This is a genomic window from bacterium (assembly GCA_031082185.1).
Classification (GTDB): Bacteria; Sysuimicrobiota; Sysuimicrobiia; order Sysuimicrobiales; family Humicultoraceae; genus VGFA01.
The window spans coordinates 82,758-107,101 of sequence record JAVHLI010000010.1; the positions used below are offsets into that span (position 1 = coordinate 82,758).

Below are 24,344 nucleotides of genomic sequence, written 5' to 3' on the forward strand. Positions count from 1 at the left end.
AAGCTGACACTCTGGCCTAACGCGGACAGCATACCACCGCCGACCCTCAACGGTCGGCGAAAGGGGAGAAGGAACATGAAACAAGGCTACACGCACATCGCTGTGATTCTGGATCGCTCTGGTTCGATGGAATCCATTCGAGACGATACGATCGGCGGCTTCAACGCCTTTCTGAAGAAGCAGAAGGCAGAACCCGGGAAGGCAACCCTGACGCTCGTTCAGTTCGATACCCAAGACCCGTACGAGGTGATTCACCGGTTTGCGCCAATCAAAGATGTTCCCGAGCTGAACCGCAAAACGTATGTGCCTCGTGCGTCAACGCCATTGCTTGATGCCCTTGGTCGGGGGATCAATGACCTTGAGATGAGCCTTGGCAAACTCAAGAAGGAAGACCGTCCATCGCAGGTTGTCGTAGTCGTCGTCACGGATGGTGAGGAGAACTCAAGCCGGGAGTTCCGCAAGGACCAGATTGAAGAGATGATCAAGGAGAAGGCCGAGAAGGACTCGTGGCAGTTCGTTTTCTTGAGTGCTGACCTTGCCGCTATAGGCGACGCAATGGCTGTCGGCATTCCCGCAGACGCGGTGTTGGTGTTCGAGAAGAGCGGCAGAGGCAGTACGAGCGCATGGGCTTCCCTATCCAAGCAGACATCCGAATACCGGTCATCTCGAAAAAGGAAGTTCGGATTTGAGCAGGAAGACCGAAAGCATCCCGACGATCCACAGAAGAAGGCATGAGGCCGAACCAAGGCGTGCAGGCGACGCGGTGCCCGCGCACGGCGCGGCGCTAGGTGCGCTTCAACGGGCAAGCGTAGGGGTTTGACACGCGAGCGCGCTGAATGGTAGTATGACTCCGGTATGAAAAAGGTAGCCATCAGTCTTCCGGATGCTCAGGCGGACGCCGTCGAGCGCATACGTCGCCGGCTGCGGATTCCGCGCAGCCAGGTTATCCAACGGGCCATTGCCGTGTACCTGGCGGCGGAAGGACATCACCGGGCGGTCCGCGCGTACGAGGAGGGCTATCGCCGGTGGCCCGAGGGCACCGAGGCCGAAGCCCTGGCCCAGGCCACCACGGGCGCGTTGGAGCAGGAGGAGTGGTCGTGAGGCGGGGCGAGATCTGGTGGGTGCGGTTCCCAAGCCCCATCGGCCTCCGCCCCGCCGTGCTGGTCTCTCGGAATCAGGCCTACCGAGTACGCACCGCCGTGACCGTGGTCCCCCTGACGCGAACGATCCGACGGATTCCCGTTGAGGTTGCGCTGGGTCCGGAGGATGGGATTCCCCAGCGGAGCGTGGCCAACGCCGACACCGTCGCGACGGTCCCCAAAACATCGCTGGTGGAGTACCTGACAACACTCTCACCGGCCAAGCTCCAGGCGCTCGACCAGGCCTTGAAGTTCGCCATGGATCTCCCGTAGAGGTCGCATGCCCAGCCGCGCCGTTGTCGTCGGAGCCGGCGCCATCGGCGCCGCCTGCGCGCACTTCTTAGCCCGATCCGGCTGGGGGGTCACGCTGGTGGATCGCGATGAGATCGGCCGCGGCTGCTCCTACGCCAACGCCTGCCTGATCGTTCCCAGCCACTCCCACCCGATTCCAGAGCCCGGAGCAATCCGCCGGGCCGCTCGCTGGATGCTCAGGCCGGACAGCCCGTTCTACGTGCGCCCTCGCCTCGATCCAGGGCTGCTCGACTGGTTGTGGAGGTTCCGACGTGCATGTAGCCCCGAGGCAGCGGAGCGCGGGTTCCGTTCGCTGCTCGATCTCAGCCGGGCCGGCCTGGCGCTCTTCGAAGAGATGACGCGCGAGGCAGGCCCGGCTTTCTTCTATAAGCGTCAGGGTCTGCTGCACGTCTATCTCACGGACGCGGGCTTCCGCGAAGCCCATCACGAGCACGTCGCGCTACGGGAGGCCGGGTTCAACGCCCGGCTCCTCGACCGGGCAGAGGCGCTGGAGTTTGAGCCCGCGCTCAGCCCGCGCATCCGCGGCGGGCTGTTCATCGAGGGCGAGGCGCACGGCGACTGTTACGCCTACACCCTGGGTCTGGCGGGCCGACTGGAGGCGAGTGGGGCTCGACTGATCACCGGACGCGGCGTTTCGCGGATCACGGTGGCGGGAGGCAGGGCGCGTGGTGTGCTGCTTGAGCCGCAGGGTGAAGAGATCCCCGCGGACCTGGTGGTGCTTGCCGCCGGCGCATGGACGCCTGCACTGGCCGCGCCGCTCGGGCTGCGCATCCCGCTTCAGCCGGCCAAGGGCTACAGTGCGACCATCCCAGGATATCCAGGCGCACCCCGTGTGCCGCTCCTCTCGATGGAACGGCGCGTGGTTGTCACGCCGCTGGGCGATCGGCTCCGATTCGGCGGCACACTTGAGCTGGCCGGTCTCACACCCGGCATCAACCCGGTTCGGTACAGGGCCGTGGTGAGCGCCGCTCACGAGTTGCTGGCGAGTCCGCCGCCTGTGGATCAGGCCGAGGCCTGGTACGGCTTCCGGCCCGTCACTCCTGACGGACTGCCGGTTATAGGATGGGCGCCGGGGATCGAGGGACTCATCGTCGCCTCCGGGCACGCGATGCTGGGCTTCACGCAGGCGCCGATTACGGGGAAGCTGGTGGCTGAACTGGCGGATGGGCGGCCGCCGTCGGTGCCGCTGGAGCCCTTCCGCCCCGACCGCTTCTAGGCTACGGCTACGGCGTGGGCCGCCTCCACCGCGGCGCGGAGGTTCTCCGGTGGCGTGTTTGCGCCCAGGTTGCAGAGATACAGAGCAAACCGCCCGCCCCGCGCCCCCACCTCTGCGTAGCGTCGCACGCGCTCGGCGACGGCCGCCGGCCGCTCCTGGGCCAGAAAGCCGGCGCCGACGCCCAGGATCAGCGGCACGTCGTGAAGGTCGGCGTAGGTCTTGTAGAAGCCGGGACCCAGCGCTTCTACGTCTGGATCCTGTCCCAGAAGAGGGCCCGGACCGACAAGAAGCTTGAGGTCCAGCATCTCCTCGGGCCGCTTCAGATAGCGCTCTCCGGCCCAATTCGCCACGGCGACTCCCGGACCGGACAACTCGCGGAGCCGGAGAATCGAGGGGACCACCCACTCCCGGAGCAAGGTCAGGTTGACGATGGGCGGGGAAGCGGTGGCATCCACGCCCGAGATCTTTGTGCTGTGTGGAAAATGGCGCTGCAGGTAGACGATCCACGGCGCCAGCACCTCCTCCGAGATCCGGGCGAGGAGGTCTCGAGCGAACTCGGGGTCCGTGTACATGTCCAGGAGAAACTGCTCGATGCCGCGCAGGTTCGTGGCCAGCGTGAAGGGGGCGCAGAAGCTCAGCCCCGGCTCGATCCCCGCGAGTCTCCTGAAATGAGCGTACATCTCCAGAACGCGCTGACAGGCCGGTTGCGAATCGAAGTCGGGCGTCCGGATGCGCGAGAGGTCGGCTCGGTCGCGGATCAGGGGCGCGGTCCGGTCGATGTCCGGCATCCCGTCCTCGCTCCACTGGATACCTTGCCCCAGCGCCTCGGCCTCGATGTTGTAGACGTCGTAGGTAATGGCCGGGACGTCCAGACCGAATCGCGCCTGGGTATCCAGCGTGGCCGACACCAGGAGTTCGGGCCGCCTGAAGAACTCTCGGCGGGGAATGCCGCACTGCTCGGCAACGAACTCGTGCATCTGGGCATACACGGGCACCCACCGGGCCGTGCCGCGCATGGCATCCGCCATCAGGGCGACGCCCTCCTGGAACACGGAGTAGTCCGCCTCGCGCGACTCAGACACGCTGGGTGCCGCCGAAGAATGCATCCGGGAGCGCAGGCGCCATGAAGGCACTCATTGATTTTCCGCCTCCTCAATCCGCTCGAGCGTTTCGTACAGTGCCTCCAATTTGCGCTCCGCTTCCTCGTACCGCAGCCGCATCGCCTTGGCCCGAGCCGGGTCGCGGTAGAGGTCGGGATCACCCAGCCACCCCGCGGCCTCGTCCCGCTCACGCTCCGCGGCCGCGATCTGAGCGGCCACCTCGTCGAAGGTCGGCGCAGCCGGCGGCGTACCTGCCGCGCCCTTGCGCGTGGCCTTCCCGGCGCGCGGCTCCGACCTCTGCGCCCGCTGTGCTGCCTCCCTTGTACGGCGCTCGCGCATCTCGCGATAGGTGCCGGCGAAGTCGGCGATGCCGCGGTCCTCGACCGTGAGAATGCGCGTCGCAAGCCGCTCCAACAGATAGCGGTCGTGTGTGGCCACGATCATCGTGCCGGGAAACTCGCGCAGCGCCGCCTCCAGCGCCTCGCGCGCCGGGATGTCCAGATGGTTGGTGGGCTCATCCAGCAGCAGCAGGTTGGGCTCGTCCAGCAGCAACTTCGCCAGACTCAGGCGCTGGCGCTCGCCGCCGGAGAGCATCCCCACGCGCTTGAAGACCTCCTCGCCGCTGAAGAGAAAGCGGCCCAGGTAGGCGCGCACCTGCTCAGGACTGAGCGGCCGGTCGGAGAGGATCTCGTCGAGCACGCTGTTGGCGGGATCGAGCGCCAGGGTGGACTCCTGGGCGAAGTAGCGGGGCCGCACGCCGGTCCCAAGCGTGACGATACCCGATGTGGGGGTCTCCAGGCCCGCGATCAGGCGCAGCAGCGTGGACTTGCCGGCGCCGTTGGGTCCCAGCATGCCGACGCGCTCGCCGCGGTAGATCTCGAGACTCACCTCGCTGAGCACCTCAATGCCTGCGGCACCGGGGCTGCCCGCGCCGGCGGCGGGTGCGCCCGCCCCGCCGGCCGCCGCCGCATCCGCCGTGGGATCCTCGAACCGCTTGGTCACCTTCTTGAGCCGTGCCACAATCTTCCCCGACGCGGGCGCAGAGGTAGCCCTCACCCGGAGCCCGCGCCGCTCCCGCGGTGCCTCGATCATCTCGGCTTCCACGCGGGCAAGCATCTTCTCGCGGCTCTTGGCCTGCGCGGCGCGCTGTCCAGCCTTGTAGCGGCGGATGTAGTCCTCGAGCTTCGCGATCTCCTCCTGCTGCCGGACCCAAGCCTCCTGCTGCAGACGAATCCGTTCGGCCTTCAATCTCGCGTAGGCGGAGTAGGCGCCGGGATAGGAGGTTACCCGACTGTCTTCAAGTTCGAGAGTGCGCGAGGTCACGGCGTCGAGCAGGGCTCGGTCGTGGCTCACCACGATGCACGCGCCTGGGAACGACTTGAGGTAGTCCTCCAGCCACTCGGTCGCGGCCAGGTCGAGGTGGTTCGTCGGCTCGTCGAGCAGCAGCAGATCGGGCTCGCCCAGCAGCGCGCGCGCCAGCTCCGCGCGGACGCGCCACCCGCCGCTCAGCACGCCGAGCGGCCGCGCAATGTCCGGTTCGCGGAAGCCCAGTCCCGAGAGGACCATCCAGGCGCGGGTCTCCAGCGTGAACCCGCCCGCATGCTCGAAGTGATCGCGCACGCGGGCGTACTCTTCCATGACCGCGTTGAGCCGGTTGGTATCGCCGTGCACCTCGGGCGCGGCCATCAGGTGCTCCAGGTCGAGGGCGCGCGCTTCAAGCGCGCGGACGTCTGCCGCGCCTTCCAGCACGTGCGCGAGAACCGCGCTCTCCGACGGTCCCACAGGGGTCTGCGGGAGGTAAGCCACCCGCGCCCATCCGGCCAGGCCGATCCGCCCCTCATCGGGTTGATCCAGCCCTGCCAGCAGGCGCAGCAAGGTAGTCTTGCCGGTGCCGTTGCGGCCGATCAGCGCGGCGCGCTCGCGGGCCTCCAATGAGAAGGTGACACCCCGGAGGATCTCCAGGTCGGCGTACGATTTGGAAACGTCGTTGACCGCAAGAAGTGGCATGGGATCAGGCGCGGGCCCCGGCGCCGCAGGATTCCCGCACGACCAGTTGCGGCTGGAGGACAATGGTCTCCGGTGGGCCGCTACGCGGTGCGGCCAGCCGCCGTAGGAGCAACTGCGCCGCGGCAGTGCCCAGGGCGTAGCCGGGCTGGGCGACCGCGGTCAGCGGGGGCGTCAGCACCGGCGCCCAGTACATGTCGTCAAATCCCACGACTGCCATCTCCTGGGGGATAGTGACGCCCTCTTCTTTCAGCCGGAGCAGTGTGCCGATGGTCATCAGGTTGTTTGACACGAACAGGGCGGTGGGGCGCCGGCGGACCCGCAGGAGTTCCCCGGCAAGATCATACCCACTCCGTTCCTTGAAGGTCCCCTCCAGTATACATCGCGCGTCAGGCTTGATCCCCGCGCGCCGCAGCGTATCGAGGAACGCTTCGAGACGCTCGGATCCGGTGTAGAGGCGCCGGGGTCCGCTGATGATGCCTATGCGCCGGTGGCCGAGGCGGATTAGGTGCTCGACCGCCGCGCGCACGCCTGCCCGGTTGTCAATCAGGACCGCGTCGGTCTTGAGGCCGTTCAGGCGCCGGTCCACCTGGACGGTCGGAATGCCACTTGCCAGCAGTCCCCTCAGTAGGTCGGCAGGTCCGCCGGAAGGAGAAATGATGAGCCCGTCCACGCGCTTCTGCCGGATCGTTCCGAGGTACATTGCCTCCTTGATCGGATCCTCATCGGCGTTGCACAGGATGATGGCGTAGCCCTGTGCCAGCACCACGTCCTCGACGCCGCGGACCACGGCGGCAAAGAACGGGTTAGCGTTGTCCGAGACGATCACCGCCAGGGTATTGGTGCGGCCCTTGATCATGCTGCGGGCAATGGCGTTGGGATGGTAGTCCAGGTCGCGGGCGGCCCGCGCAACCTTCTCTCTCGCGTGGACGCTCACGTAGCCGTAGCCGCCCAATGCGCGGGCGGCGGTCGCCATGGATACCCCGGCACGCCGGGCCACATCTCGTACGGTCGCCATGCAGGAATCCTACCCGTCCCCCGGCGAAATAAACCAGGGCAATGTGATAACGCTCTCAGAAGTTCCATCACAGGGCCCGTTTCTCCTTTCGCGGGTCCTGCGCACGGAAGGAGGCAGGGCATGCGTACCCCCAAGGTCGGCATCCTGACGTTCTCCGACGGCCGGCGCCACGTGCACTCGGAGCTGCTGCCGATGACCCGCGAGTTCGAAGGCCGCCTGACACGGCGGCTGCGCGAGGCCGGCTGGGAGGTGGTCACCGGTCGCGATATCATCTGGACCACCGACCTGGCGAAGAGCGAGGCGCAGTACCTGGCCGCCGAGCGCGTGGACGCCACGATCTTCAACTTCGCCATCTGGAGCTTCCCACACCTGGCGGCGATCGCCAGCCAGTTCGCGCCCGGACCGTTCCTGATGTTCAGCAACGTCAACCCGCGGTATCCGGGCCTTGTGAGCATGCTGGCCAGCGCGGGCGCGCTGGACCAGGTGGGCGTGTTCTGCGGACGCGTCTCGGGCGATGTGGGCGACGATGCGGTCTTTGCTCGCGCGCTGCAGTTCCTGCGCGCGGCCGCGGCCACCAACCGGCTGCGCGGCGAGACCTACGGGCTGATCGGCGGCCGCTCCATGGGCATGTACACTGCGCAGAGCCCGCTGGACCAGTGGCAGCGGCAGTTCGGCATTGACGTCGAGCACATTGACCAGTTCGAGATCGTCCGCCGTTCCGAGCTGGTGCCGGCGGACCGCGTCGAGGCCGGATTCCGATGGCTCGAGAAGCACGTGGGACAGATCCACTACGACGGGAAGAAGCTGACGCCCGAGTTGCTGAAGCGCCAGATCCGCTCCTACCACGCGGTGCGCGACCTGGTGGACGAATGGCGCCTGGACTTCTGCGGCATCAAGGGCCAGCCCGAGATGACCGACCACTTCGCAACGATGGACCTGGCTGAGGCGTTCCTGAACGACCCTTACGACTGGGAAGGACCCCACGATCCCATCGTCTGCGCGACCGAGGCCGACATGGACGGCGCGCTCACGATGGAGTTGTTCAAGCACATCGCCGGCACGCCGGTGCTGTTCGCGGACGTGCGCCACTACGACGCCGCGGACAACGTGTGGGACCTGTGCAACTCCGGGCAGCACGCCACCTACTTTGCGGCCCGGTCGTTCGATCCGGCGGTGAACCTGCCCAAGGTGCGCTTCTACCCGGAGATCATCTACTTCCCGGCCGGCGGCGCGTCGGTGGCGCACATCGCGGCTCCGGGTCAGGTGACGCTGGCCCGCCTGGCCCGACGCCAGGGACGCTACTGGATGGCGATCGTTCCCGCTGAGTTCGTCGAGTTCCCGGAGGAAGTGGCCTGGGCGAAGGCGGCCGCGACCACGCCGGAGTGGCCGCACGCCTTTGCGCGGTTCCGGGTGGGCGCCGACGAGTTTCTGTCCGAGTACGACAGCAACCACATCCACGGGGTGTACGGGGACTACGTCCAGGAACTGGTGTGGATAAGCAAGATACTGGGGATGGACTGCCGGGTGTTCGCGTAGGCCGCGGTGGCAGGGCTCAAGGTGGGCGGGCGCATGGACCGGTACACCATCGGCATTGACTTCGGAACCGAGTCGGCGCGCGCGGTGCTGGTCGGCACCTCCGACGGCCGCCTGGCGGCCACCGCCACATTCGCGTATCCCCATGGTGTGATAGACCGCGCGCTGCCCGACGGTAGTGGGCGCGTCGGCGGCGAACAGCCCGCCGGCGCGCCGAATGGTAGCGAACGGCTGCCGCCTGACTGGGCTTTGCAGCATCCCGGCGACTGGGTGCTGGCGCTGGAAACTCTCCTGCGCGCGATGGCCGCCGCCGCGCCCCCTGATGCGATCGCCGGAATCGGCATTGACTTCACCTCGTGCACCGTGCTGCCTGCGGCCGCGGACGGGACGCCCCTGTGCCTGCTGGAAGAGTACCGGCGCGAGCCTCACGCCTGGCCCAAGTTGTGGAAGCATCACGCGGCGCAGCCCTATGCCGACCGCATCAACGCCGCCGCCGGATCGCCTGGGGGCGAGTTCCTGCGTCTCTACGGCGGCAAGACCTCTTCTGAGTGGTCCTGGGCGAAGGGGTGGCAGTTCCTGGCCGAGGCCCCCCACCTGGCTCCGGTGGCGGAACGCTGGATCGAGGGCGGCGACTGGATCGTCTGGCAGCTCGTCGGACGCGAGGTGCGCAGCGCCTGCCAGGCCGGATACAAGGCACACTGGCAGAAGGACGCGGGCTATCCAGCGGTTGCGTTCTGGGCATCACTCGATCCTGCTCTCCCCACTCTGCTCGGCAGACTGGGCGATCCGCTTCCCGTGGCAACACCTGCCGGCGGCCTGCTCCCGGAGTGGGCCGCACGCACAGGGCTGCGCGCTGGCACGCCGGTGGCCGTGGCCGTGATTGACGCGCACGCGGCGCTTCCGGCCGTGGGCGTCAGCGGGCCCGGGCAGTTGGTCGTCATAATGGGGACCTCCACCTGTCACCTGCTGGTGGACGCGCGCCGTCAGCCGGTGCAGGGGATCTCCGGCGTTGTAGAAGACGGGATACTCCCCGGCCTGTTCGGATACGAGGCAGGCCAGGCGTCGTTCGGCGACATCTTTGGATGGTACGTGCGCACTCATGCCGCCGGAGCAGAGGGCGAGGCCGCGGCGTTCGCGCATCTGGAGCGCGAGGCGGCGCGCCTGGAGGCAGGGGCGACGGGTCTGCTGGCGCTGGACTGGTGGAACGGCTGCCGGACCCCGCTGGTGGACGCCGACCTTTCCGGCCTGATCGTCGGGCTCACTATCGCCACCGAGCCCCACGAGATCTACCGCGCGCTGCTCGAGGCCGCGGTCTTCGGCACCCGCAGGGTTATTGACACCTTCGAGGCGGGCGGCGTGGCGGTGGGCGAGGTGCACGCGTGCGGCGGACTGGCCGAACGCAGCCCGCTGTTGCTGCAGATTACCGCCGATGTCACCGGCCGCGACGTGCTGGCGGCGAAGGTGCCGCACGCGTCCGCGGTCGGCGCGGCCATCTACGCGGCGGCCGCGGCAGGAACGGCGCACGGCGGGCATGAGGGCATGACCGAGGCGATCCGGCGGATGGGCAGCACCGACCGTGCCTGCTACCGGCCGCGCCCGGAGGCGCAACGGATCTACGATGACATCTATCGCGACTACCTAGATCTTGCCCGGCATTTCGGCGAGGGCGGCACGGAGGTGATGAAGCGGCTGCGTCGCCTGCGAGGATGATACGATGTTCTCGGGGACGCTCGTACAGTGTACGTGATTGAACGATCGCAGGAGGTGAAAAGATGGGGTTGAGAGAGGATCTCGAACACCGCATGTCGGTTAGCCGGCGCACGTTCCTCAAGACGACCGCCGCGGCCGCCGCAGTGGCCGCCGTGGGAGCAACACGGATCCCATCCGTCATGGCCCAGGAGCGGGTCACGACACTCGACTACTACACGTTGTTCCACAGCGGCGACGCCGCCGCCATGGAACGTATAGTCCGGCTCTTCAACACCGAGAACCGCGCGGTCAGGCTGAACCTGCTGCAGGGGCAGTGGGCCGAGTACTACGCGCAGCTCTTCGCGGCCGTGGGCTCGGGCAACGCTCCGCACATCGGCATCTGCCACAGCAGCCGCGTCATGGACGTCTACCGCGCGCTGACCCCGCTGGAGGAGTCGCGTGCCGGCAACCTGCTCGACGCGGCCGGCATTCGGGCGCCGCAGTACACGAAGAGCGTCTGGGACGCGGGCGTCTTTGACGGCAAGCGTTACCTGGTGCCCCTCGACACGCACATGTTTGGGATGTGGTACAACAAGGACCTCTTCCGCCGGGCCGGGCTCGACCCGGACAAGCCGCCGGAATCGCGCGAGGACTTCGAGCGGGCGGCCGATGCGATCAAGGCCCGCACCGGGCAGTTCGCGTTCCATCCCGCGGAAGATGCGCTCCCGCGCAAGCTCCGCCGCGCCTGGGAGTATCTGTTCTGGGGGCAGGACGGCTCCCTGCTCACGCCCGACGGCAAGCGGGCGGCGTTCAACGACGAGAGGGGCATGCGGGCGCTGGACTATCTGGTCGGCATGATCCACCGCAAGGGCTGGAACGCGCCTGGCACCGACGGGTTCAAGCAGTTCGCCGCCGGTCAGTTGGGAATGTTGATAGCCGGCAACTGGTTCTTCCCGACGGCGAAGGCCAGCGGCGTCAACTTCGGCTTCCACTACGTTCCCAAGTTCTTCGAGAAGCCGACCACCTGGGGCGACAGCCACAACCTGGTCATCCCGCGTCAGCGCCCTCAGCGGGCGGGTGACGAGGTGCTGGTGGCGGCTGCCAAGGCGATCAAGTGGATCAATGAGCGGTCCTCCCTGTGGGGGATCTACGGCGGCCACATCCCGGCGTTCCTGCCCGCGCAGCGGGCCAAGGATTTGCAGGATTCCGAGACCTGGCAGATCGCCCTGAGCAAGTTCGCCTACATGGCGAACCAGGGGTGGCTGCACTACCCTCTGGTGCACCCGCTGGCTCCCAGGGTGCACGCGGCGGTCGAGCCGCACATCCAGGAGGCCTACAATGGGCGCCTGACGCCCAAGGACGCCCTGACCCGCGCCGAGGCCGAGGTCAACCGCGTTCTGACAGGCTGATGCAGTCCGGGGAGGACGCCGCGAGGCGTCCTCCCCTCACTTCGTGACCAGGTGATCGGGATCTCATGAAGCGTCGCTACGGCAGGACCGTCGAGATCGCGCTCTTCATACTGCCGTTCGCCGCGTTCTGGATCCTGTTCCGCCTGGGTCCGGTCCTGTACGGCTTCTTCATCAGTCTCTACCGTTGGGATCCCCTGGGCGACGCGAAGTTCATAGGCGCCCGGAACTACCTCAACCTGGCCCGCGACCCGCGCTTCTGGAACGCACTGGTCAACACGCTGGAGTTCGCGGCCATGGCGATCCCGCTCATCGTGGGGATCGGCCTGGTGCTGGCGCTGTTCATCTTCGCCGGCCGCAAGCGGCGCGTCACCACCTGGCTGGAGGCCGGTTTCTTCTTCCCCTACCTGCTGACCGTCTCGGTTGTCGGACTGATATGGCGCTGGCTGCTGGATCCCGACTTCGGAATCGTGCTGCTCACCCTGCGGGACATGGGCATTGACCCTCCGGTGTTCCTGAACGAGCCGCGATGGGCGCTCCCTGCCATCGCGCTGGCCACGGCGTGGTGGCTGGCCGGCTACCGGATGCTGCTGTTCCGCGCGGCCCTCGAGGACATCCCGGACGAGTTCTACGAGGCGGCGCGGATAGACGGCGCTTCGAGCCCGCGCGTCTTTTTCTCCATCGTGCTGCCGCTGCTGCGCCCGGCCATCCTGTTCGCCCTGGTGCTCACCACGATCTCGGGGTTCATCGTATTCGGGCAGGTGCTGATCATGACCGCGGGCGGCCCTGGGCGGGCATCCGAGGTCCTGGCCATGTACCTTTATCGCTTCGGCTTCGAGTATCTGGAGATGGGTCAGGCAGCGGCCGTGGGCACGGTGCTCTTCCTGATCATCCTGGGCCTGACGATGGTGTCGTTCCGATGGCTCGGCTACGAGTCGTCCCTGTGACCGCGGCCAAGCTGGGGCCGCGCCTGCTGGTGGCCTTCGCCGCCGCGCTGGCCCTGCTCTGGGTGGCTCCCATCGCCTGGATGTTCACCACCGGAATCAAGTCCGCGCCCGAGATCTTCGCGCTTCCTCCGACGTGGATCCCGCAGCGCCCCACGCTGGATCACGTACACGTCGTGCTCACCCGCTGGCCCTTCCTGCGATGGACGCTGAACAGCGTGGTGGTGGCCGGAACCACGACGGTGCTCTCGGTGCTGGTCTCGGTGCCGGCGGCGTACGCGTTCTCGCGCCTGCGATGGAGGGGCCGCGACGCCATCTTCCTGGTCTTCCTGTCGTCAATGCTGATCCCGCTCGAGGTGAACGTCATCCCGCTGTACTTCCTTATGAACCGGCTGCACCTGCTGAACACCTACCCAGCGGTTTTCCTGCCCATGATCGGCATGCCGATTGGGATCTTCCTGCTGCGCCAGTTCTATATCAACATCCCGGGTGAGCTCGACGACGCGGCGCGGGTGGACGGCTGCGGCAACTTGAGGATCCTCTGGCACGTGATCCTGCCGCTTTCGCGCCCGGCGCTCGCGGCGCTGGTCATCTACATGTTCACCTTCGCGTGGAACGAGTTCTTCTGGTCGATGATCGCCCTCTCGTCGCCGCAGATGTTCACGCTTCCGATCGGCCTGCGCGCCCTGCAGGGCGCCTACGACATTGACTACGGCGTCCTCATGGCCGGGGCGGCCATGGCAGTACTGCCCACCCTGATGCTGTTCCTGTTCCTCCGGGGCTCCATCATCCGCGGGATCACGATGACCGCGCACAAGTAGGTCGCACGAGCAGATCGCACGAGAAGGCCGAGGCAGACTCAGTTGCGCATCGCAGCCCGATACGCCGCCACCAACCCGCTGCCCACGCCGTTCTGTCACGGCGCCACCCTGTTGCCGCTCGACGGCGGAGACCTGCTGGGCGCCTGGTTCGGCGGGACCCGCGAGGGCCTGCCGGATTCGGGTATCTACGTGGCCCGGCTGGCTTCCGGCGCGGCCGCCTGGGAGCCGCCCATTCTGGTGGCTCCTGCCGACGGCCACCCGTGCGGTAACCCAGTGCTGTTCGAGGGGGCGCCCGGGGTCATCTGGCTTGCCTACTTTCGGGTGTGGGGCGAGTGGTGCACCGGCGGGAAGCCCTGCGCCCGGCTGTCATTCGATGGAGGCGCCTCGTGGGGCCCGGAGATGCTGTTGCTGGACCGAAGCGGGGTGCTCACGAAGAACAAGCCGCTCCGCCTCGGCGACGAGCTCCTGCTGCCTGTCTACGACGAGTGGAAGTGGCAGGTGGGCGTGGCGCGGTTGGGCGTCTCGGCGCACACTGAGCTCTGGCATTTCGATAATCTGGCGATCGGGGCCGGCAGCAACGTGCCGATAATCCAGGGGACGCTGGCCGAGGCGGAGCCCGGAACGCTGCTCATGCTCATGCGGACCAAGGCAGGGCGCATCTGGCAAGCGACGAGCCGCGACGCCGGCCGGACATGGCAGGGACTGAGGGCCACGGCGCTGCGCAACCCCAACGCGGGCGTGGATGTGGTCCGCCTCCGGGACGGGCGCCTGTGGCTGTGCTACAACGATACCGACCGCGGCCGCGACCCGATGGAGTGGGATCTGCGCTACCCCCTGTGCCTGGCTGAAAGCACCGATGGCGGCCGGACCTGGCGCACGGCCCTCACGCTCGAGGAGGGGCCCGGGGAGTATTCGTATCCCGTGATCGTTGCGGACGAAGCAGACCGCGTCCACATAGCGTACACCGCGCTGCGCAAGGAGATCCGGCACGTCGTTCTGGAACCATAGGATGGAGCCCCGACATGATAACGTTCTCAGAGGCCGGCCCATGACGATAGCCCAACGCCTCGGCGAGGTTTTGCTGCCGCCCGTTACACCCTTCGATGGCGGCGGGGCCGTGGACTTCGCCGCGCTCGACCGTCTGCTCGCCTGGCTCCTGGACCGAGGCATGTGCGACAGTCTGTTCGTCGGCGGGACGACGGGCGAGTTCCACGCGCTGTCACTCGAGGAACGGGTGGCGATCTTCGAGCGGGTCAAGGCGTTGGCCGGCGCCCGCGTCCCCCTGATCGCCGGAACCGGCGCGGCGGCCACGCGCGACGCCGTCTTCCTGACACGGGAGGCCGAGCGGCTCGGCTACGATGCGGTGGCCGTGATCCTGCCCTACTACAGCCGGCCGACCCAGGACGAGATCTACCATCACCTGGCCGCGGTGGCGCGCGCCACGGCCCTACCGGTGATCCTCTACAACATCCCCCTGTTCACAGGCGTGAACCTGATGCCCGAGACGCTGGCCCGGTTAGCCGAGCTGCCCAACGTCGTTGGTATCAAAGATCAGGCAGGGGCCAACCCGACCCAGGCGTCGGACTACCTGCGCGTTGCGCCGCACCTGGCGGTCTATTGTGGGGACGACGCGATGATCCTCCAGGTGCTGGCGCAGGGCGGGGTGGGGTGCGTGAGCGGCGGCGCGCACGTGCTCGGCCGCCTCATCAAGGAGATGATCCGGAAGTTCAAGGCGGGCGACGTGGACGGCGCGACCGCGATCCATCACCGGTTGATGCCGTTCCATCGCGCGCTGACGCCCGGCGGGCGCGCCAACCCGATCCCACTGACCCGGATGGCCGTGACGCTCGTCACAGGGATTGAAGTCGGCCCACCGCGGCCGCCGCTCATGCTCCCGGAGGAGTCGGAGGTGGCGCGGCTGCGGGGCGTGCTGGAAGAGCTGGGGCTGCTCGGCGGGGATCCGCCCCGAGCTTACCCGCGCAGATAGGCGTCTGCCCCTGCGATCCAGTCCTGGCGCGGCGGGCTGAAGAAGTCCACCGTCACCACGTCCTCCAGCATCTCCGCGCTGTGCGGCATGCCGCCCGGGATGAGCAGCACCTCCCCCTGCTGCAGCACGAGTTCCCGCTCGGGGAAGGTGAAGCGCATAGAGCCCGACGTGCAGTAGCTTAGCTGTTCGTTCTCGTGCTGGTGGGTGGGCACCACCGTGCCGGCCTTGAGTTCGATCATGGCCACCATAAGGCGTTCTCCCCACAGCATCCGGCGCGTGATCCTGGGGCTCAGCGCCTCAGGTGTCAACGCGGCCAGGACCGCGTGCTGGATCTCGCTCATCAGGCACCTCCGGGTGAGTGTGAGGGAGGATTCGCCGCGAGGTGGCGGCATCACCCCCTTGGGAGGATCCCTGTTCCGGAGGATTCCCGCCCCAGAGGATTCCAGCGCTGCCGAATCAAACTCTGCGCAGAGGCCTCGCGCTGGGGGTCTGGCGATGTAGAGGCTTCTCGATGAGGGGGCCTCGCGATCAAAGGGGGATGGGATGAGATACCGTCGTCTGGGCAACTCCGGGCTCAAAGCGTCCGTGTTGGGATTGGGAGGCAACACCTTCGGGCGGTCCGTGGACGCCGATGGGACGGCGCGCATCGTGCACGCCGCACTCGGCCTGGGCGTCAACTTCTTCGACACGGCCGACATCTACAGCACCGGCGTCTCCGAGGAGCACCTGGGCCACGCCCTGGTCGGCAGGCGCGGCGAGGCCCTAATCGCCACCAAGGTCTTCGGCACCATGGGCGAAGGACCCAACGAGCGCGGGTCTTCGCGCGCGCACATCATGGACGGGGTCCACGCCAGCCTGCGCCGGCTGAACGTGGAGTACATTGACCTGCTGCAGCTCCACGAGTGGGACGGCGAAACACACATCGAGGAGACCCTGCGCGCCCTCGAGGACTTGGTGCGCCAGGGCAAGGTCCGCTACATCGGCTGCTCCAACTTCGCCGCCTGGCAGCTCGTCTGGTCGCTCTGCACCAGCGACCGGCGCGGGTGGGCGCCGTTCGTCTCGGTGCAGCCCGAGTACAGTTTGCTGGCGCGCGGCGTAGAAGCCGAGCTGCTTCCGGCGTGTCAGGCCTTCGGGATCGGGGTGATCCCGTACTTCCCGCTGGGCGGGGGCATCCTGACCGGGAAGTACAGCGAGGGAGAACCGGCCCCGGAAGGGACCCGCGGCTACCAGAGCGAGCGGTTCGAGAAGCGGTTCATGACAGCGCGCAACTTCGCGATCGCCCGCGCGCTGGAGGCATGGGCGAAGGAGCGCGGGCATCTGCTGGCCGAGCTGGCCGTTGCATGGCTGCTGGCGCGCCCCGCTGTCTCCACGGTGATCACCGGGGTCACGAAGCCCGCACAGGTGGAGGCGAACGTCCGGGCCGCCGAGTGGGAGCTGTCGGCGGCGGAGGCGGACGAGGTGGCGGCGCTGGCGCCGGACAAGGACCGGGCATGAGTGTCCTCTGACGTCACGCGACAGACCAGGTAGGGGGCGTTATGATGGGCGACCGGAAACTCTTTCGCAGGGTCCGACTCCCGGAGGCCGTTGCCGGCCGGCTCTACCTCCACAGCATGCCCGGGCGCTACGAACCTCTCGAGGCGTCGTTCGCAGAGGCAGTAAAGCTAGGCATTGCGCGGATAATCTGCCTTGTTCCTCCTGCGGAGATCGAGTCCGCATCTCCATCCTACGCGCAGGCGATCGAAGAGGGGCGTCTCCCGTGCGATCGCGAAGCGTTCTCGATACCCGATTTCGGCGTTCCCGAAGACCGGCGCGCGTTTGCCGGGTTTGTTCTCTCGACAGCCTCTCGCATTCAAGAGGGGGAGCGGGTTCTTGTGCACTGTCAAGCGGGCATCGGCCGAACCGGCACGTTCGCCACCTGTGTCCTCCTGGCGCTCGGGCTGTCTGCTGCGGAGGCCGAGAACGCCGTACGCGAAGCCGGCTCCCAACCTGAGATCCTCGCGCAGCGGCAGCTCATCAACTGGTTCAAAGAGAACATGCACTCGGGAGGCCGGTAAGAGCATCAGGAAGGGATTTAGAGACTCCCTGTTGAACGACTTCTTGATGGTTGCTAGATTAGAACCAGCCTCCTTCCTCCCACGTTTAGAAATTGGGTAAGACGGGCATTGTTTTCTCTTGGAGGGTGCTATGAAGCACTATCCCATTCTCTACGCTTTTCGGGACAAGGTATCAGGGAACGGCTTTCTGGCCGATGTATCCGTTCATGGTCGCGCTCTCGCTTCAGAAGAAGAGGACGGATGGTGGCTATTTGGGGTAGAGCCAGGCGATGTGGTAGCGGAAGGACGAACATTCGCAGAAGCCGGAGCGGAGTTCCCCTTAGCGTTGAAGGCTGTCCTTTTCGACATCGCGGACGAGGCTAAGGACTACGCGGATTTCGAGGCAGAGGTTCGACGCTTCTTCGACGGAGTGAATCGCGTAACGGAGCAAGGCTGGGAGGCTGCCGTTACCAGGATTCGTGCCGGAGAAGCCATCGCAGATGCTATTTCCAGCCTGCCTGTCTGGCCGGCTGAGTCTCCTCGTGTGATCGAGGTAAAGTTACTCGACCAGCCAATGGCAAAGGATAACGTCCTCGATCCTCAGCCCTTAGCCCTCGCCGCCTAGCTTTCGATGTCGTCTTCTGGGATGATCTCTCTAAAGGCGATTCGGGAGATGCTGGCGGCCTGTGCTCCTGGGTCCATCATGAAGCGCAAGAAGCACCGGATTTGGGTTCTTTTCAACAATCAGACCTATAGAGGATTACCAACCGGAGAACATGGGGCAAGAGATCCAGAGATCAAGGCTGGACATGTCAAGAACATGGTAAATTTCCTCAGCATTGACATGGAGTGTGTCAAGCATCACTTAGCGATCTTTCGGTAGCCCCCCTGACTGTCTGTCAAATTGACCCACTACCGCCTGACCTGTGTCATTGCGCGGGATGGTCGCGCGGCTTATCATTGAGGAACAGGGCACCGTGCTGGTGCCCTTGGGAGTTCGCAGACAACGGAGGGTGGCGTGCATGATTAGGCGGATGCTTGCGGGTTTGGTTGTTCTTCTCGTTCTGATGACGGGGAGCGGTAGGATCGGGGTAGGCGCGCCGGCGCCTGGAGATACCATCACCGTCGCGATGCAGTCCGATGCGACCGCGCTGGATCCCCACCGGACCAACGATGGCCCGTCGTTCCTTGTGATCAACCAGATTTTCGAGACGCTCCTGGTGCGCACCGCGCGGGGACTCGAACCGCGGCTGGCCCTCTCCTGGCGGCCGGTCGGAGATCGCACCTGGGAGTTCAAGCTCCGCCGCGGGGTCAAGTTCCACGACGGGACCCCGTTCAACGCGGAGGCGGTCAGGTTCAGCATTGATCGCTTCATCAACCCGCAATCACGGGCACGGGCCTACTTTGTGCTGAGCATGGTGGAAGGGGCCAAGGTGATCGCCGACGACACCGTGCAGATAACGACGCGCTTTCCGTTTGCGGCGCTGCTCAACCACCTGACGCATCCCTCCACATCCGTGATCAGCCCGACGGCCGTAGGCCGGTTCGGCGCCGACTTCGTGCGCAATCCGGTTGGGACCGGCCCGTTCAAGTTTGATTCTTGGGTGGCCCGCGACCGGATCACCATGGTGCGCAACGACGACTACTGGGGAGGTCCGCCTCAGATCGCCCGCGTCATCATGCGGCCGATCCCGGAGGCGTCCACGCAGATCGTTGAGCTCGAGTCGGGCGGCGTGGACCTGATCTTCAACATGCCCGCCGACTCCGTTGCGCGGTTGGACCGCAACCCGCGAGTGACCGTCTACAAGGAACCCAGCTTCAGCGCCAACTACATCGGGTTCCACATGGAGCGCGCGCCGTTCACGGATGTGCGTGTGCGCCGGGCCGTGGGGCACGCGGTGCGGGTGGCCGGTCTCATCACATTCTTCCTGAAAGACCTGGCCACGCCGGCGAACGGACCGCTCTCCCCTGTTGTGTTCGGCGCGAACCCCGACCTGCCGGGGTACGAGTACGACCTCGACCGCGCCCGCGCGCTGCTGGCCGAGGCCGGCGTTCGCCCGGGTCTCCGGCCGCGTCTCGTCATCTTCGAGAGCGCCGAGTGGCGGCGGATTGCCCAGGCGATTCAGGCAAGTCTCCAGCCGCTGGGCTTCCAGGTCGAGGTGGACGTGGTGGAGTTCGGGACCTGGCTCTCGCGGCTCGATCGCGGAGAGTTCGAGATGTACGGCATGCGGTGGGGAACGGTCACGCTCGACGCGGACTACACTCTCTACTCGCTGTTCCACTCTTCGCAGGCGCCCAACCCGAACTACTCGCGCTACAAGAACCCCGAGGTTGACCGGCTGCTCGATGAGGGCCGCGCCATAGCAGACCAGGGACGGCGCGAGCAGATCTACCGGCGGGCGCAAACACTGATAGTCCGGGACGCGCCGATGATCTTCCTATACTACCCGCTGTCTACCTATGCGGTTCGCAGCGGCATCCAGCACACAACGGCGCCGTTCTCGTGGATCAATCTGGAGTTGCGCAAAGCGACGGTGCAGCGGTAGCTGGGCGCGGCGGTAGCTGGGTGCAGTGGTAGCGGCGGCGCGGCGACGGTGACGGTCTGATCCGCTCATGGGGCGCTACCTTGTTCAGCGCCTGAGCCTGCTCGTCCCGGTGATGCTCGGCGTCACGCTGGTGGCGTTCATCACGCTCCACCTGGCGCCGGGTGATCCCGCACGCGTCCTGCTGGGCGAGCTCGGGCAGGGTGCATCTAAGGAAGAGATCGCCCGGCTCCGCTCAACCCTGGGGCTCGACGCCCCCCTGCCCGTGCAGTACGGCCGTTTCGTGTGGCGCGCCGCTCAGGGCGACCTCGGGCGGTCGCTGCGAACCGGCGCGCCGGTGCGCGACGAGGTGCTTGCCCGCGCCCCGTTCACCCTCGTTCTGACCGTCGCGAGTCTGGGGATCGCGCTGGCGATCGGCATCCCTGCCGGCGTGCTCTCCGCCGCGTACCGCGGCCGTGCCGTGGATCACGCGGCGATGCTCCTGGCGCTCTTTGGGGTCTCGCTGCCGGTGTTCTGGTTGGGCCTGCTCCTGATGCTGGTGTTCTCGCTGGCGCTGGGCTGGCTGCCTGCCTCGGGGTTCGGGACCTGGAAACACCTCGTGCTGCCGGCGGTGACGCTGGGGCTGGCGTCATCGGCGCTCATCGCGCGCATGACGCGCAGCAGTCTGCTGGAGGTCCTGGGGCAGGACTACATCCGCACAGCCCGTGCCAAGGGCCTCGCCGACCGGACCGTGCTGCTGGGCCACGCGCTGCGCAGCGCGCTCATCCCGATCGTAACGGTGGTAGGGCTGCAGCTCGGCGGGCTGCTCGGCGGCGCGGTGCTCACCGAGACCGTCTTTGCCTGGCCGGGCCTGGGACGCCTGGCCGTCAGCGCAATCTACAGCCGCGACACTCCGCTTGTCCAGGGGACGATTCTCTTCACCGCCATCGCGTTCGTGCTCATCAACCTCGCGGTGGACCTGCTCTACGCCCTGCTCGATCCGCGGATTCGCTATGACTAGCCGGCATGACTAGCCCGCATGGCTAGCGGAGAGAACGCAATCCTGGTGCACCGCCTACGGTGGCGGCTGCGGCTTCGCCACCTCCTCCGGTACCGGTCGGCGGTGATCGGCATGCTGGTGCTGACCGGAATCACCGTGGCCGCTGTGCTGGCGCCCTCGGTCACGCGCTACGACCCCTCTGCCCAGGTGTGGGAGCAGGCCCTGCAGCAGCCGTCGTGGGCCCACTGGCTGGGCACCGACGAGTTCGGCCGCGATCTGCTTACACGCATCGTCTTCGGGGGCCGCATCTCCCTGGTGGTGGGATTCCTGGCAGTGGGGATCGCAGCAGGCATCGGCGTGCCACTGGGCCTGATCAGCGGTTATGCCGGCGGATGGCTGGACGTCTTGGTGATGCGGGTCATGGACGTCCTCCTGGCGTTTCCGGCAATACTGCTCGCGATCGCCATAGTCGGGGCGCTGGGGCCCGGGCTGCGCAATGCCATCGTGGCAGTAGGAATCGTGGGCATCCCTGCGTTTGCCCGAGTGGTGCGCGGGGCTGCACTGGTGATCCGGGCGCAGGACTACGTGGAGGCGGCCCGCGCGATGGGAGCCGGCGCAGGCCGTGTGGTGGCCCGCCACGTCTTTCCCAACGCCACCGCTCCGGTTATCGTGCAGGCGACGCTGAGCGTGGGCGGCGCCATCCTTGCGTCGGCCGGCCTGTCGTTTCTGGGCCTGGGCGCGCAGCCGCCTACGCCCGACTGGGGAGGGATGCTTGCGAGCGGGCGGGAATTCATGCTGCAGGCCTGGTGGATCGCCACCTTCCCGGGTATCGCAATCATGCTGACAGTGCTGGGATTCAATCTGGTGGGTGATGCGCTGAGGGACCTGCTGGATCCCAGGCTGCGACCACCCGGGACGTAGATGGCCCCCCGAGATGTGACCGGCCGCCCGGCCCGCGTGTAGCGATGCTACCCCCACGCATTGCCGACGGATTCGCGAGGCTACCGGTCGAGCTGACCGATCTGTGCCGGCCGCACACCTGGGAGGACCTCACGAGACCTCCCGGGGAGGGGATGAAGTCGATCCGCGACGTGCTGGTGCACATGGTCGGAGCCGAGGCCTTCTGGATTCAGCATGTGGTGCTCGGGGGTCGGCGCACGCGCCTCGATCCGGCGTCGTTCGGCGATCTCGACAGCATCCTTGCCGCATGGAGGCCGCAGCGGGAAGCGACCATGGCGTGGCTGTCCGCACTCACACCCAAGGCGCTCGGTTCCCGCAGGGCCTTTCCCTGGGATCCGGAGCAGACCGCCGGCGTTGAGGAGATCGTCTGGCACGTCGTGACCCACGAGCAGTATCATAGGGGCCAGGTCTTCACCCGGCTGGCGTTGCTGGGACGGCGGGATCTCCCCGACTACGATCTGCTGCGCTAGTAGATCCGGGGAACCATGTGCTTCGTGCGCGCGCGGTAGTCCGCATAGTCGGGGAAGCGCTCCATCAGGAACGCCTCTTCCCTGTGCGCTTTGGCATGTATGTAGAGTGTCAGCACCGCGGCCAGCACCAGGTGCAGGCCGCTCGTGCGCCAAAGTGCCCATCCTACCGCCGCGACCAGGAGTCCACCGTACGCGGGATGGCGCGTGCGCGCGTAGAGGCCGGTCTGCACAAACTCGCCCCCTGGCCGCGGCCGGGGCAGGATGGTCAGGTTGGGACCGAGTTCATACAGAGCGCGAAGGCCCAGCCATCCTCCTGCGATGACCAGCGGCACACCGAGCGCCACCCAGAGCGCACGCGACGGCGCGGTCCAGCGCCACGCGGGCGGCGCCAGCGCCACCGCCGCCATCAGGATTACCTGACCGACCACCAACCACTCGCCGCGCGTGCCCTTCCACCAGGGCGGTCGGTCGCTCATGACTTGCCTCCTTGAGGGCGCGGCTCCCGCAGAGGTGCGTTCAACACCCGGCGGCGATGCGCCTTGGACAGGTTCTCGCACGCGTAACGCAGCACCAGCCGCGTAGTCCGGTCGCGGTTCGCCATCAGGTAAGTCACGACCTTGCCGGCCTGCTTCTTCGTCGCCTCCTTCAGCAACCATCCGACCCCTTTCTGAACCATGAGATCGGCATCGCCGAGCAGCCGGTCTGCCATGGCCAGGACCTCGGGCAGGCGCTCGCCGGTCCGCGCCAGAGGGATCATGCTGACCGCGGCCGCGCGGCGGCGCCACCGGTGGCGGCTGCGCGTCCAGGGGGCGAGGCGGCGGATCAATGCCGGGTGGTCGCGGATCAGCGGCCCGATGAGCTGGCAGCACAGCGAGTCGCAACTCGCCCAGTCGTTGAGGAAGCTGACCCATCGGTCGAAGGTGCCAAAGTGCGCCGGGGTCAGGTGACGGCCGAATCGCTCCAGGATGCGGACGGCGAGCGCCGCCTCGTCCATGTTGCCCGACCGGTAGAGGCCGCCGGCGATCCGCAGCGCCGCGGGCAGCCCGGTGCGCGCGGAAGGCCGGGAGCCGGTGCGACCGACCGCGCGGGGCTGCGGCCCCTTGGTCTGCCCCGTCCGAAGCGCCGCGACGGCGTCGCGGGCGAACCCGTCGAGCAGCGCCCGGTGCACGCCGTAGGTCTTGACCCCATCCACGAAGTAGCGCCGGGCCCCGGCGGCATTGATGGGGTCGGCGTGAGCGCGCAGCAGGGCGCGCAGCGATGCGACAGAGACTGGCACTGGGTACCTCCGACTTCCCTGGGTGGTTTCGCGGTATGTTCGCAATCCGCCCATGGTTTCCTCCCAGAGGGAGCCGCTGGTCCGGGTCGAACTCGCCAGAGAGGATCACCAGACGCAGTGCCCGGGAGGTTGGGTGTGAAGCACGGTCGCGTTGTCGCCCTCGTCGTCGCAGGCGTAGTTGCTGCCGGCGTGCTCTATCAGATCAGCGCTCCCTGGCGGGCCACCCCCGTGGACCTCGCGCCGGTTGAGCGGGGATCGCTCTCCGACTCCCTGGCCGTCACAGGGACGGTGGAGGCGCGGACCGTGACGGTGTCGCCGAAGGTCCCGGGGCGGGTGCGGGCCGTACACGCGGCGAGCGGCGACGAGGTACCCGCTGGCCGGATCCTGATCGAGCTGGACAACGAGGAGATGGCTGCGCGCGTGGACGAGGCCGCGGCAGCGGTGTCCGCGGCCCGGGCCCGCCAGGCCCAGGCTGCAGCGGCCCTGGAGGTGCAGCGTGCCACGGCGGTGGCCCGGCTGGCACAGGCCGAGGCCGAGCTGGCCGTCGCCCGGGCACAGCGTGACAAGGCCCGCGCCGGTGCCCGGCCGCAGGAGCGGCAGCAGGCCGCGGCCCGGGTGGCGCAGGCGAAGGTAGCGCTCGACCAGGCCCGGCGCGAGCACCAGCGCATGCGCGACCTGGTGGCCCGAGGCGCGCTTCCGCAGAGCGCGCTCGATGCCGCCCGCGCCGCCGAGGAGACCGCGCAGTCCCTGCACGACGCCGCGCTGCAGGCGCAGAGCCTGATTGAGGCCGGCGCCCAGCCCGAGGACATCGCTACTGCCGAGGCGAGGGTGCGCCAGGCCGAAGCCCTGGTCGCCGCGGCCCGTGCCGCGGCCGCAGAGGAGCGCGTCCGCGCGGCCGATCTAGCCACCGCCCG

25 protein-coding genes are annotated in these 24,344 nt (G+C 67.3%); 19 read left to right on the top strand and 6 right to left on the bottom strand.

Annotated features, from left to right (window positions below):
* Positions 1-75 precede the first annotated feature (75 nt).
* The 4 genes from RDU83_10270 to RDU83_10285 all read left to right on the top strand — a co-directional run bounded on the left by RDU83_10270 (position 76) and on the right by RDU83_10285 (position 2,667).
* Positions 76-735 carry a hypothetical protein gene (locus tag RDU83_10270; GenBank protein ID MDQ7841399.1) on the top strand — a complete coding sequence of 220 codons (660 nt, stop codon included), beginning with the start codon at positions 76-78 and terminating at the stop codon, positions 733-735.
* 120 nt (positions 736-855) lie between these two features.
* Positions 856-1,101: a ribbon-helix-helix protein, CopG family gene (locus RDU83_10275; GenBank protein ID MDQ7841400.1), complete on the top strand. Its 246-nt coding sequence runs from the start codon at positions 856-858 to the stop codon at positions 1,099-1,101.
* Positions 1,098-1,412, top strand: a complete 315-nt coding sequence (locus tag RDU83_10280) for a type II toxin-antitoxin system PemK/MazF family toxin (GenBank protein ID MDQ7841401.1) — start codon at positions 1,098-1,100, stop codon at positions 1,410-1,412. Before RDU83_10275 ends, RDU83_10280 begins: the two co-directional genes overlap by 4 nt.
* A gap of 7 nt (positions 1,413-1,419) precedes the next feature.
* Positions 1,420-2,667, top strand: coding sequence for an FAD-dependent oxidoreductase (locus tag RDU83_10285; GenBank protein MDQ7841402.1), 1,248 nt, complete (start codon positions 1,420-1,422; stop codon positions 2,665-2,667).
* Here the strand turns inward: RDU83_10285 and RDU83_10290 are convergent.
* The 3 genes from RDU83_10290 to RDU83_10300 are packed head-to-tail and all read right to left on the bottom strand — an operon-like array spanning position 2,664 to position 6,789.
* Positions 2,664-3,749: a uroporphyrinogen decarboxylase family protein gene (locus tag RDU83_10290; GenBank protein ID MDQ7841403.1), complete on the bottom strand. Its 1,086-nt coding sequence runs from the start codon at positions 3,747-3,749 to the stop codon at positions 2,664-2,666. The two genes, RDU83_10285 and RDU83_10290, sit on opposite strands and share 4 nt — an antisense overlap.
* Positions 3,750-3,800: 51 nt before the next feature.
* Positions 3,801-5,774: an ABC-F family ATP-binding cassette domain-containing protein gene (locus RDU83_10295; GenBank protein ID MDQ7841404.1), complete on the bottom strand. Its 1,974-nt coding sequence runs from the start codon at positions 5,772-5,774 to the stop codon at positions 3,801-3,803.
* Between the two features lie 4 nt (positions 5,775-5,778).
* The gene (locus RDU83_10300; GenBank protein ID MDQ7841405.1) at positions 5,779-6,789 is read right to left on the bottom strand and encodes a LacI family DNA-binding transcriptional regulator; all 1,011 of its coding nucleotides are present in this window, start codon (positions 6,787-6,789) and stop codon (positions 5,779-5,781) included.
* Positions 6,790-6,909: 120 nt separating this feature from the next.
* Between RDU83_10300 and RDU83_10305 the strand changes: the two genes are divergently transcribed.
* The 7 genes from RDU83_10305 (at position 6,910) to dapA (ending at position 15,169) form a co-directional block, all read left to right on the top strand.
* The gene (locus RDU83_10305; protein MDQ7841406.1) at positions 6,910-8,325 is read left to right on the top strand and encodes an L-fucose/L-arabinose isomerase family protein; all 1,416 of its coding nucleotides are present in this window, start codon (positions 6,910-6,912) and stop codon (positions 8,323-8,325) included.
* Positions 8,326-8,358: 33 nt separating this feature from the next.
* Positions 8,359-10,032 (top strand): ribulokinase, encoded by a 1,674-nt coding sequence (locus RDU83_10310; protein ID MDQ7841407.1) that lies wholly within the window; start codon positions 8,359-8,361, stop codon positions 10,030-10,032.
* Positions 10,033-10,094: 62 nt separating this feature from the next.
* A complete protein-coding gene (locus RDU83_10315; protein ID MDQ7841408.1) occupies positions 10,095-11,420 on the top strand; it encodes an extracellular solute-binding protein in 1,326 nt (441 codons plus the stop codon).
* Between the two features lie 65 nt (positions 11,421-11,485).
* A complete protein-coding gene (locus RDU83_10320; protein MDQ7841409.1) occupies positions 11,486-12,364 on the top strand; it encodes a sugar ABC transporter permease in 879 nt (292 codons plus the stop codon).
* Positions 12,337-13,182 (top strand): carbohydrate ABC transporter permease, encoded by an 846-nt coding sequence (locus tag RDU83_10325; protein ID MDQ7841410.1) that lies wholly within the window; start codon positions 12,337-12,339, stop codon positions 13,180-13,182. Before RDU83_10320 ends, RDU83_10325 begins: the two co-directional genes overlap by 28 nt.
* Positions 13,183-13,224: 42 nt before the next feature.
* The gene (locus tag RDU83_10330) at positions 13,225-14,190 is read left to right on the top strand and encodes a sialidase family protein (protein MDQ7841411.1); all 966 of its coding nucleotides are present in this window, start codon (positions 13,225-13,227) and stop codon (positions 14,188-14,190) included.
* Between the two features lie 40 nt (positions 14,191-14,230).
* The gene (gene dapA / locus RDU83_10335) at positions 14,231-15,169 is read left to right on the top strand and encodes a 4-hydroxy-tetrahydrodipicolinate synthase (GenBank protein MDQ7841412.1); all 939 of its coding nucleotides are present in this window, start codon (positions 14,231-14,233) and stop codon (positions 15,167-15,169) included.
* Here the strand turns inward: dapA and RDU83_10340 are convergent.
* Positions 15,154-15,510, bottom strand: coding sequence for a cupin domain-containing protein (locus RDU83_10340; GenBank protein MDQ7841413.1), 357 nt, complete (start codon positions 15,508-15,510; stop codon positions 15,154-15,156). The two genes, dapA and RDU83_10340, sit on opposite strands and share 16 nt — an antisense overlap.
* Positions 15,511-15,712: 202 nt before the next feature.
* On the opposite strand from RDU83_10340, the gene RDU83_10345 reads away from it, so the two are divergent.
* From RDU83_10345 to RDU83_10375, 7 genes are all read left to right on the top strand, one after another.
* Positions 15,713-16,663, top strand: a complete 951-nt coding sequence (locus RDU83_10345; protein ID MDQ7841414.1) for an aldo/keto reductase — start codon at positions 15,713-15,715, stop codon at positions 16,661-16,663.
* Positions 16,664-16,707: 44 nt separating this feature from the next.
* Positions 16,708-17,223, top strand: coding sequence for a protein-tyrosine phosphatase family protein (locus RDU83_10350; protein ID MDQ7841415.1), 516 nt, complete (start codon positions 16,708-16,710; stop codon positions 17,221-17,223).
* A 130-nt stretch (positions 17,224-17,353) separates the two neighbouring features.
* Positions 17,354-17,827, top strand: coding sequence for a hypothetical protein (locus RDU83_10355; protein ID MDQ7841416.1), 474 nt, complete (start codon positions 17,354-17,356; stop codon positions 17,825-17,827).
* Positions 17,828-18,224: 397 nt separating this feature from the next.
* Positions 18,225-19,748 (top strand): glutathione ABC transporter substrate-binding protein, encoded by a 1,524-nt coding sequence (locus RDU83_10360; GenBank protein MDQ7841417.1) that lies wholly within the window; start codon positions 18,225-18,227, stop codon positions 19,746-19,748.
* 67 nt (positions 19,749-19,815) lie between these two features.
* A complete protein-coding gene (locus RDU83_10365; protein ID MDQ7841418.1) occupies positions 19,816-20,745 on the top strand; it encodes an ABC transporter permease in 930 nt (309 codons plus the stop codon).
* An 18-nt stretch (positions 20,746-20,763) separates the two neighbouring features.
* Positions 20,764-21,645: an ABC transporter permease gene (locus RDU83_10370; protein ID MDQ7841419.1), complete on the top strand. Its 882-nt coding sequence runs from the start codon at positions 20,764-20,766 to the stop codon at positions 21,643-21,645.
* Positions 21,646-21,689: 44 nt separating this feature from the next.
* Positions 21,690-22,154, top strand: coding sequence for a DinB family protein (locus tag RDU83_10375; protein ID MDQ7841420.1), 465 nt, complete (start codon positions 21,690-21,692; stop codon positions 22,152-22,154).
* Here RDU83_10375 and RDU83_10380 read toward each other — a convergent pair.
* Complete coding sequence (locus RDU83_10380) at positions 22,151-22,630, bottom strand: isoprenylcysteine carboxylmethyltransferase family protein (protein MDQ7841421.1); 480 nt, start codon at positions 22,628-22,630, stop codon at positions 22,151-22,153. The two genes, RDU83_10375 and RDU83_10380, sit on opposite strands and share 4 nt — an antisense overlap.
* Complete coding sequence (locus RDU83_10385; protein ID MDQ7841422.1) at positions 22,627-23,430, bottom strand: DNA alkylation repair protein; 804 nt, start codon at positions 23,428-23,430, stop codon at positions 22,627-22,629. The genes RDU83_10380 and RDU83_10385 overlap by 4 nt, the downstream gene beginning before the upstream one ends.
* A 135-nt stretch (positions 23,431-23,565) precedes the next feature.
* On the opposite strand from RDU83_10385, the gene RDU83_10390 reads away from it, so the two are divergent.
* Positions 23,566-24,344 (top strand): biotin/lipoyl-binding protein (locus RDU83_10390; GenBank protein ID MDQ7841423.1); only part of this gene is annotated, 779 nt, incomplete at its 3' end.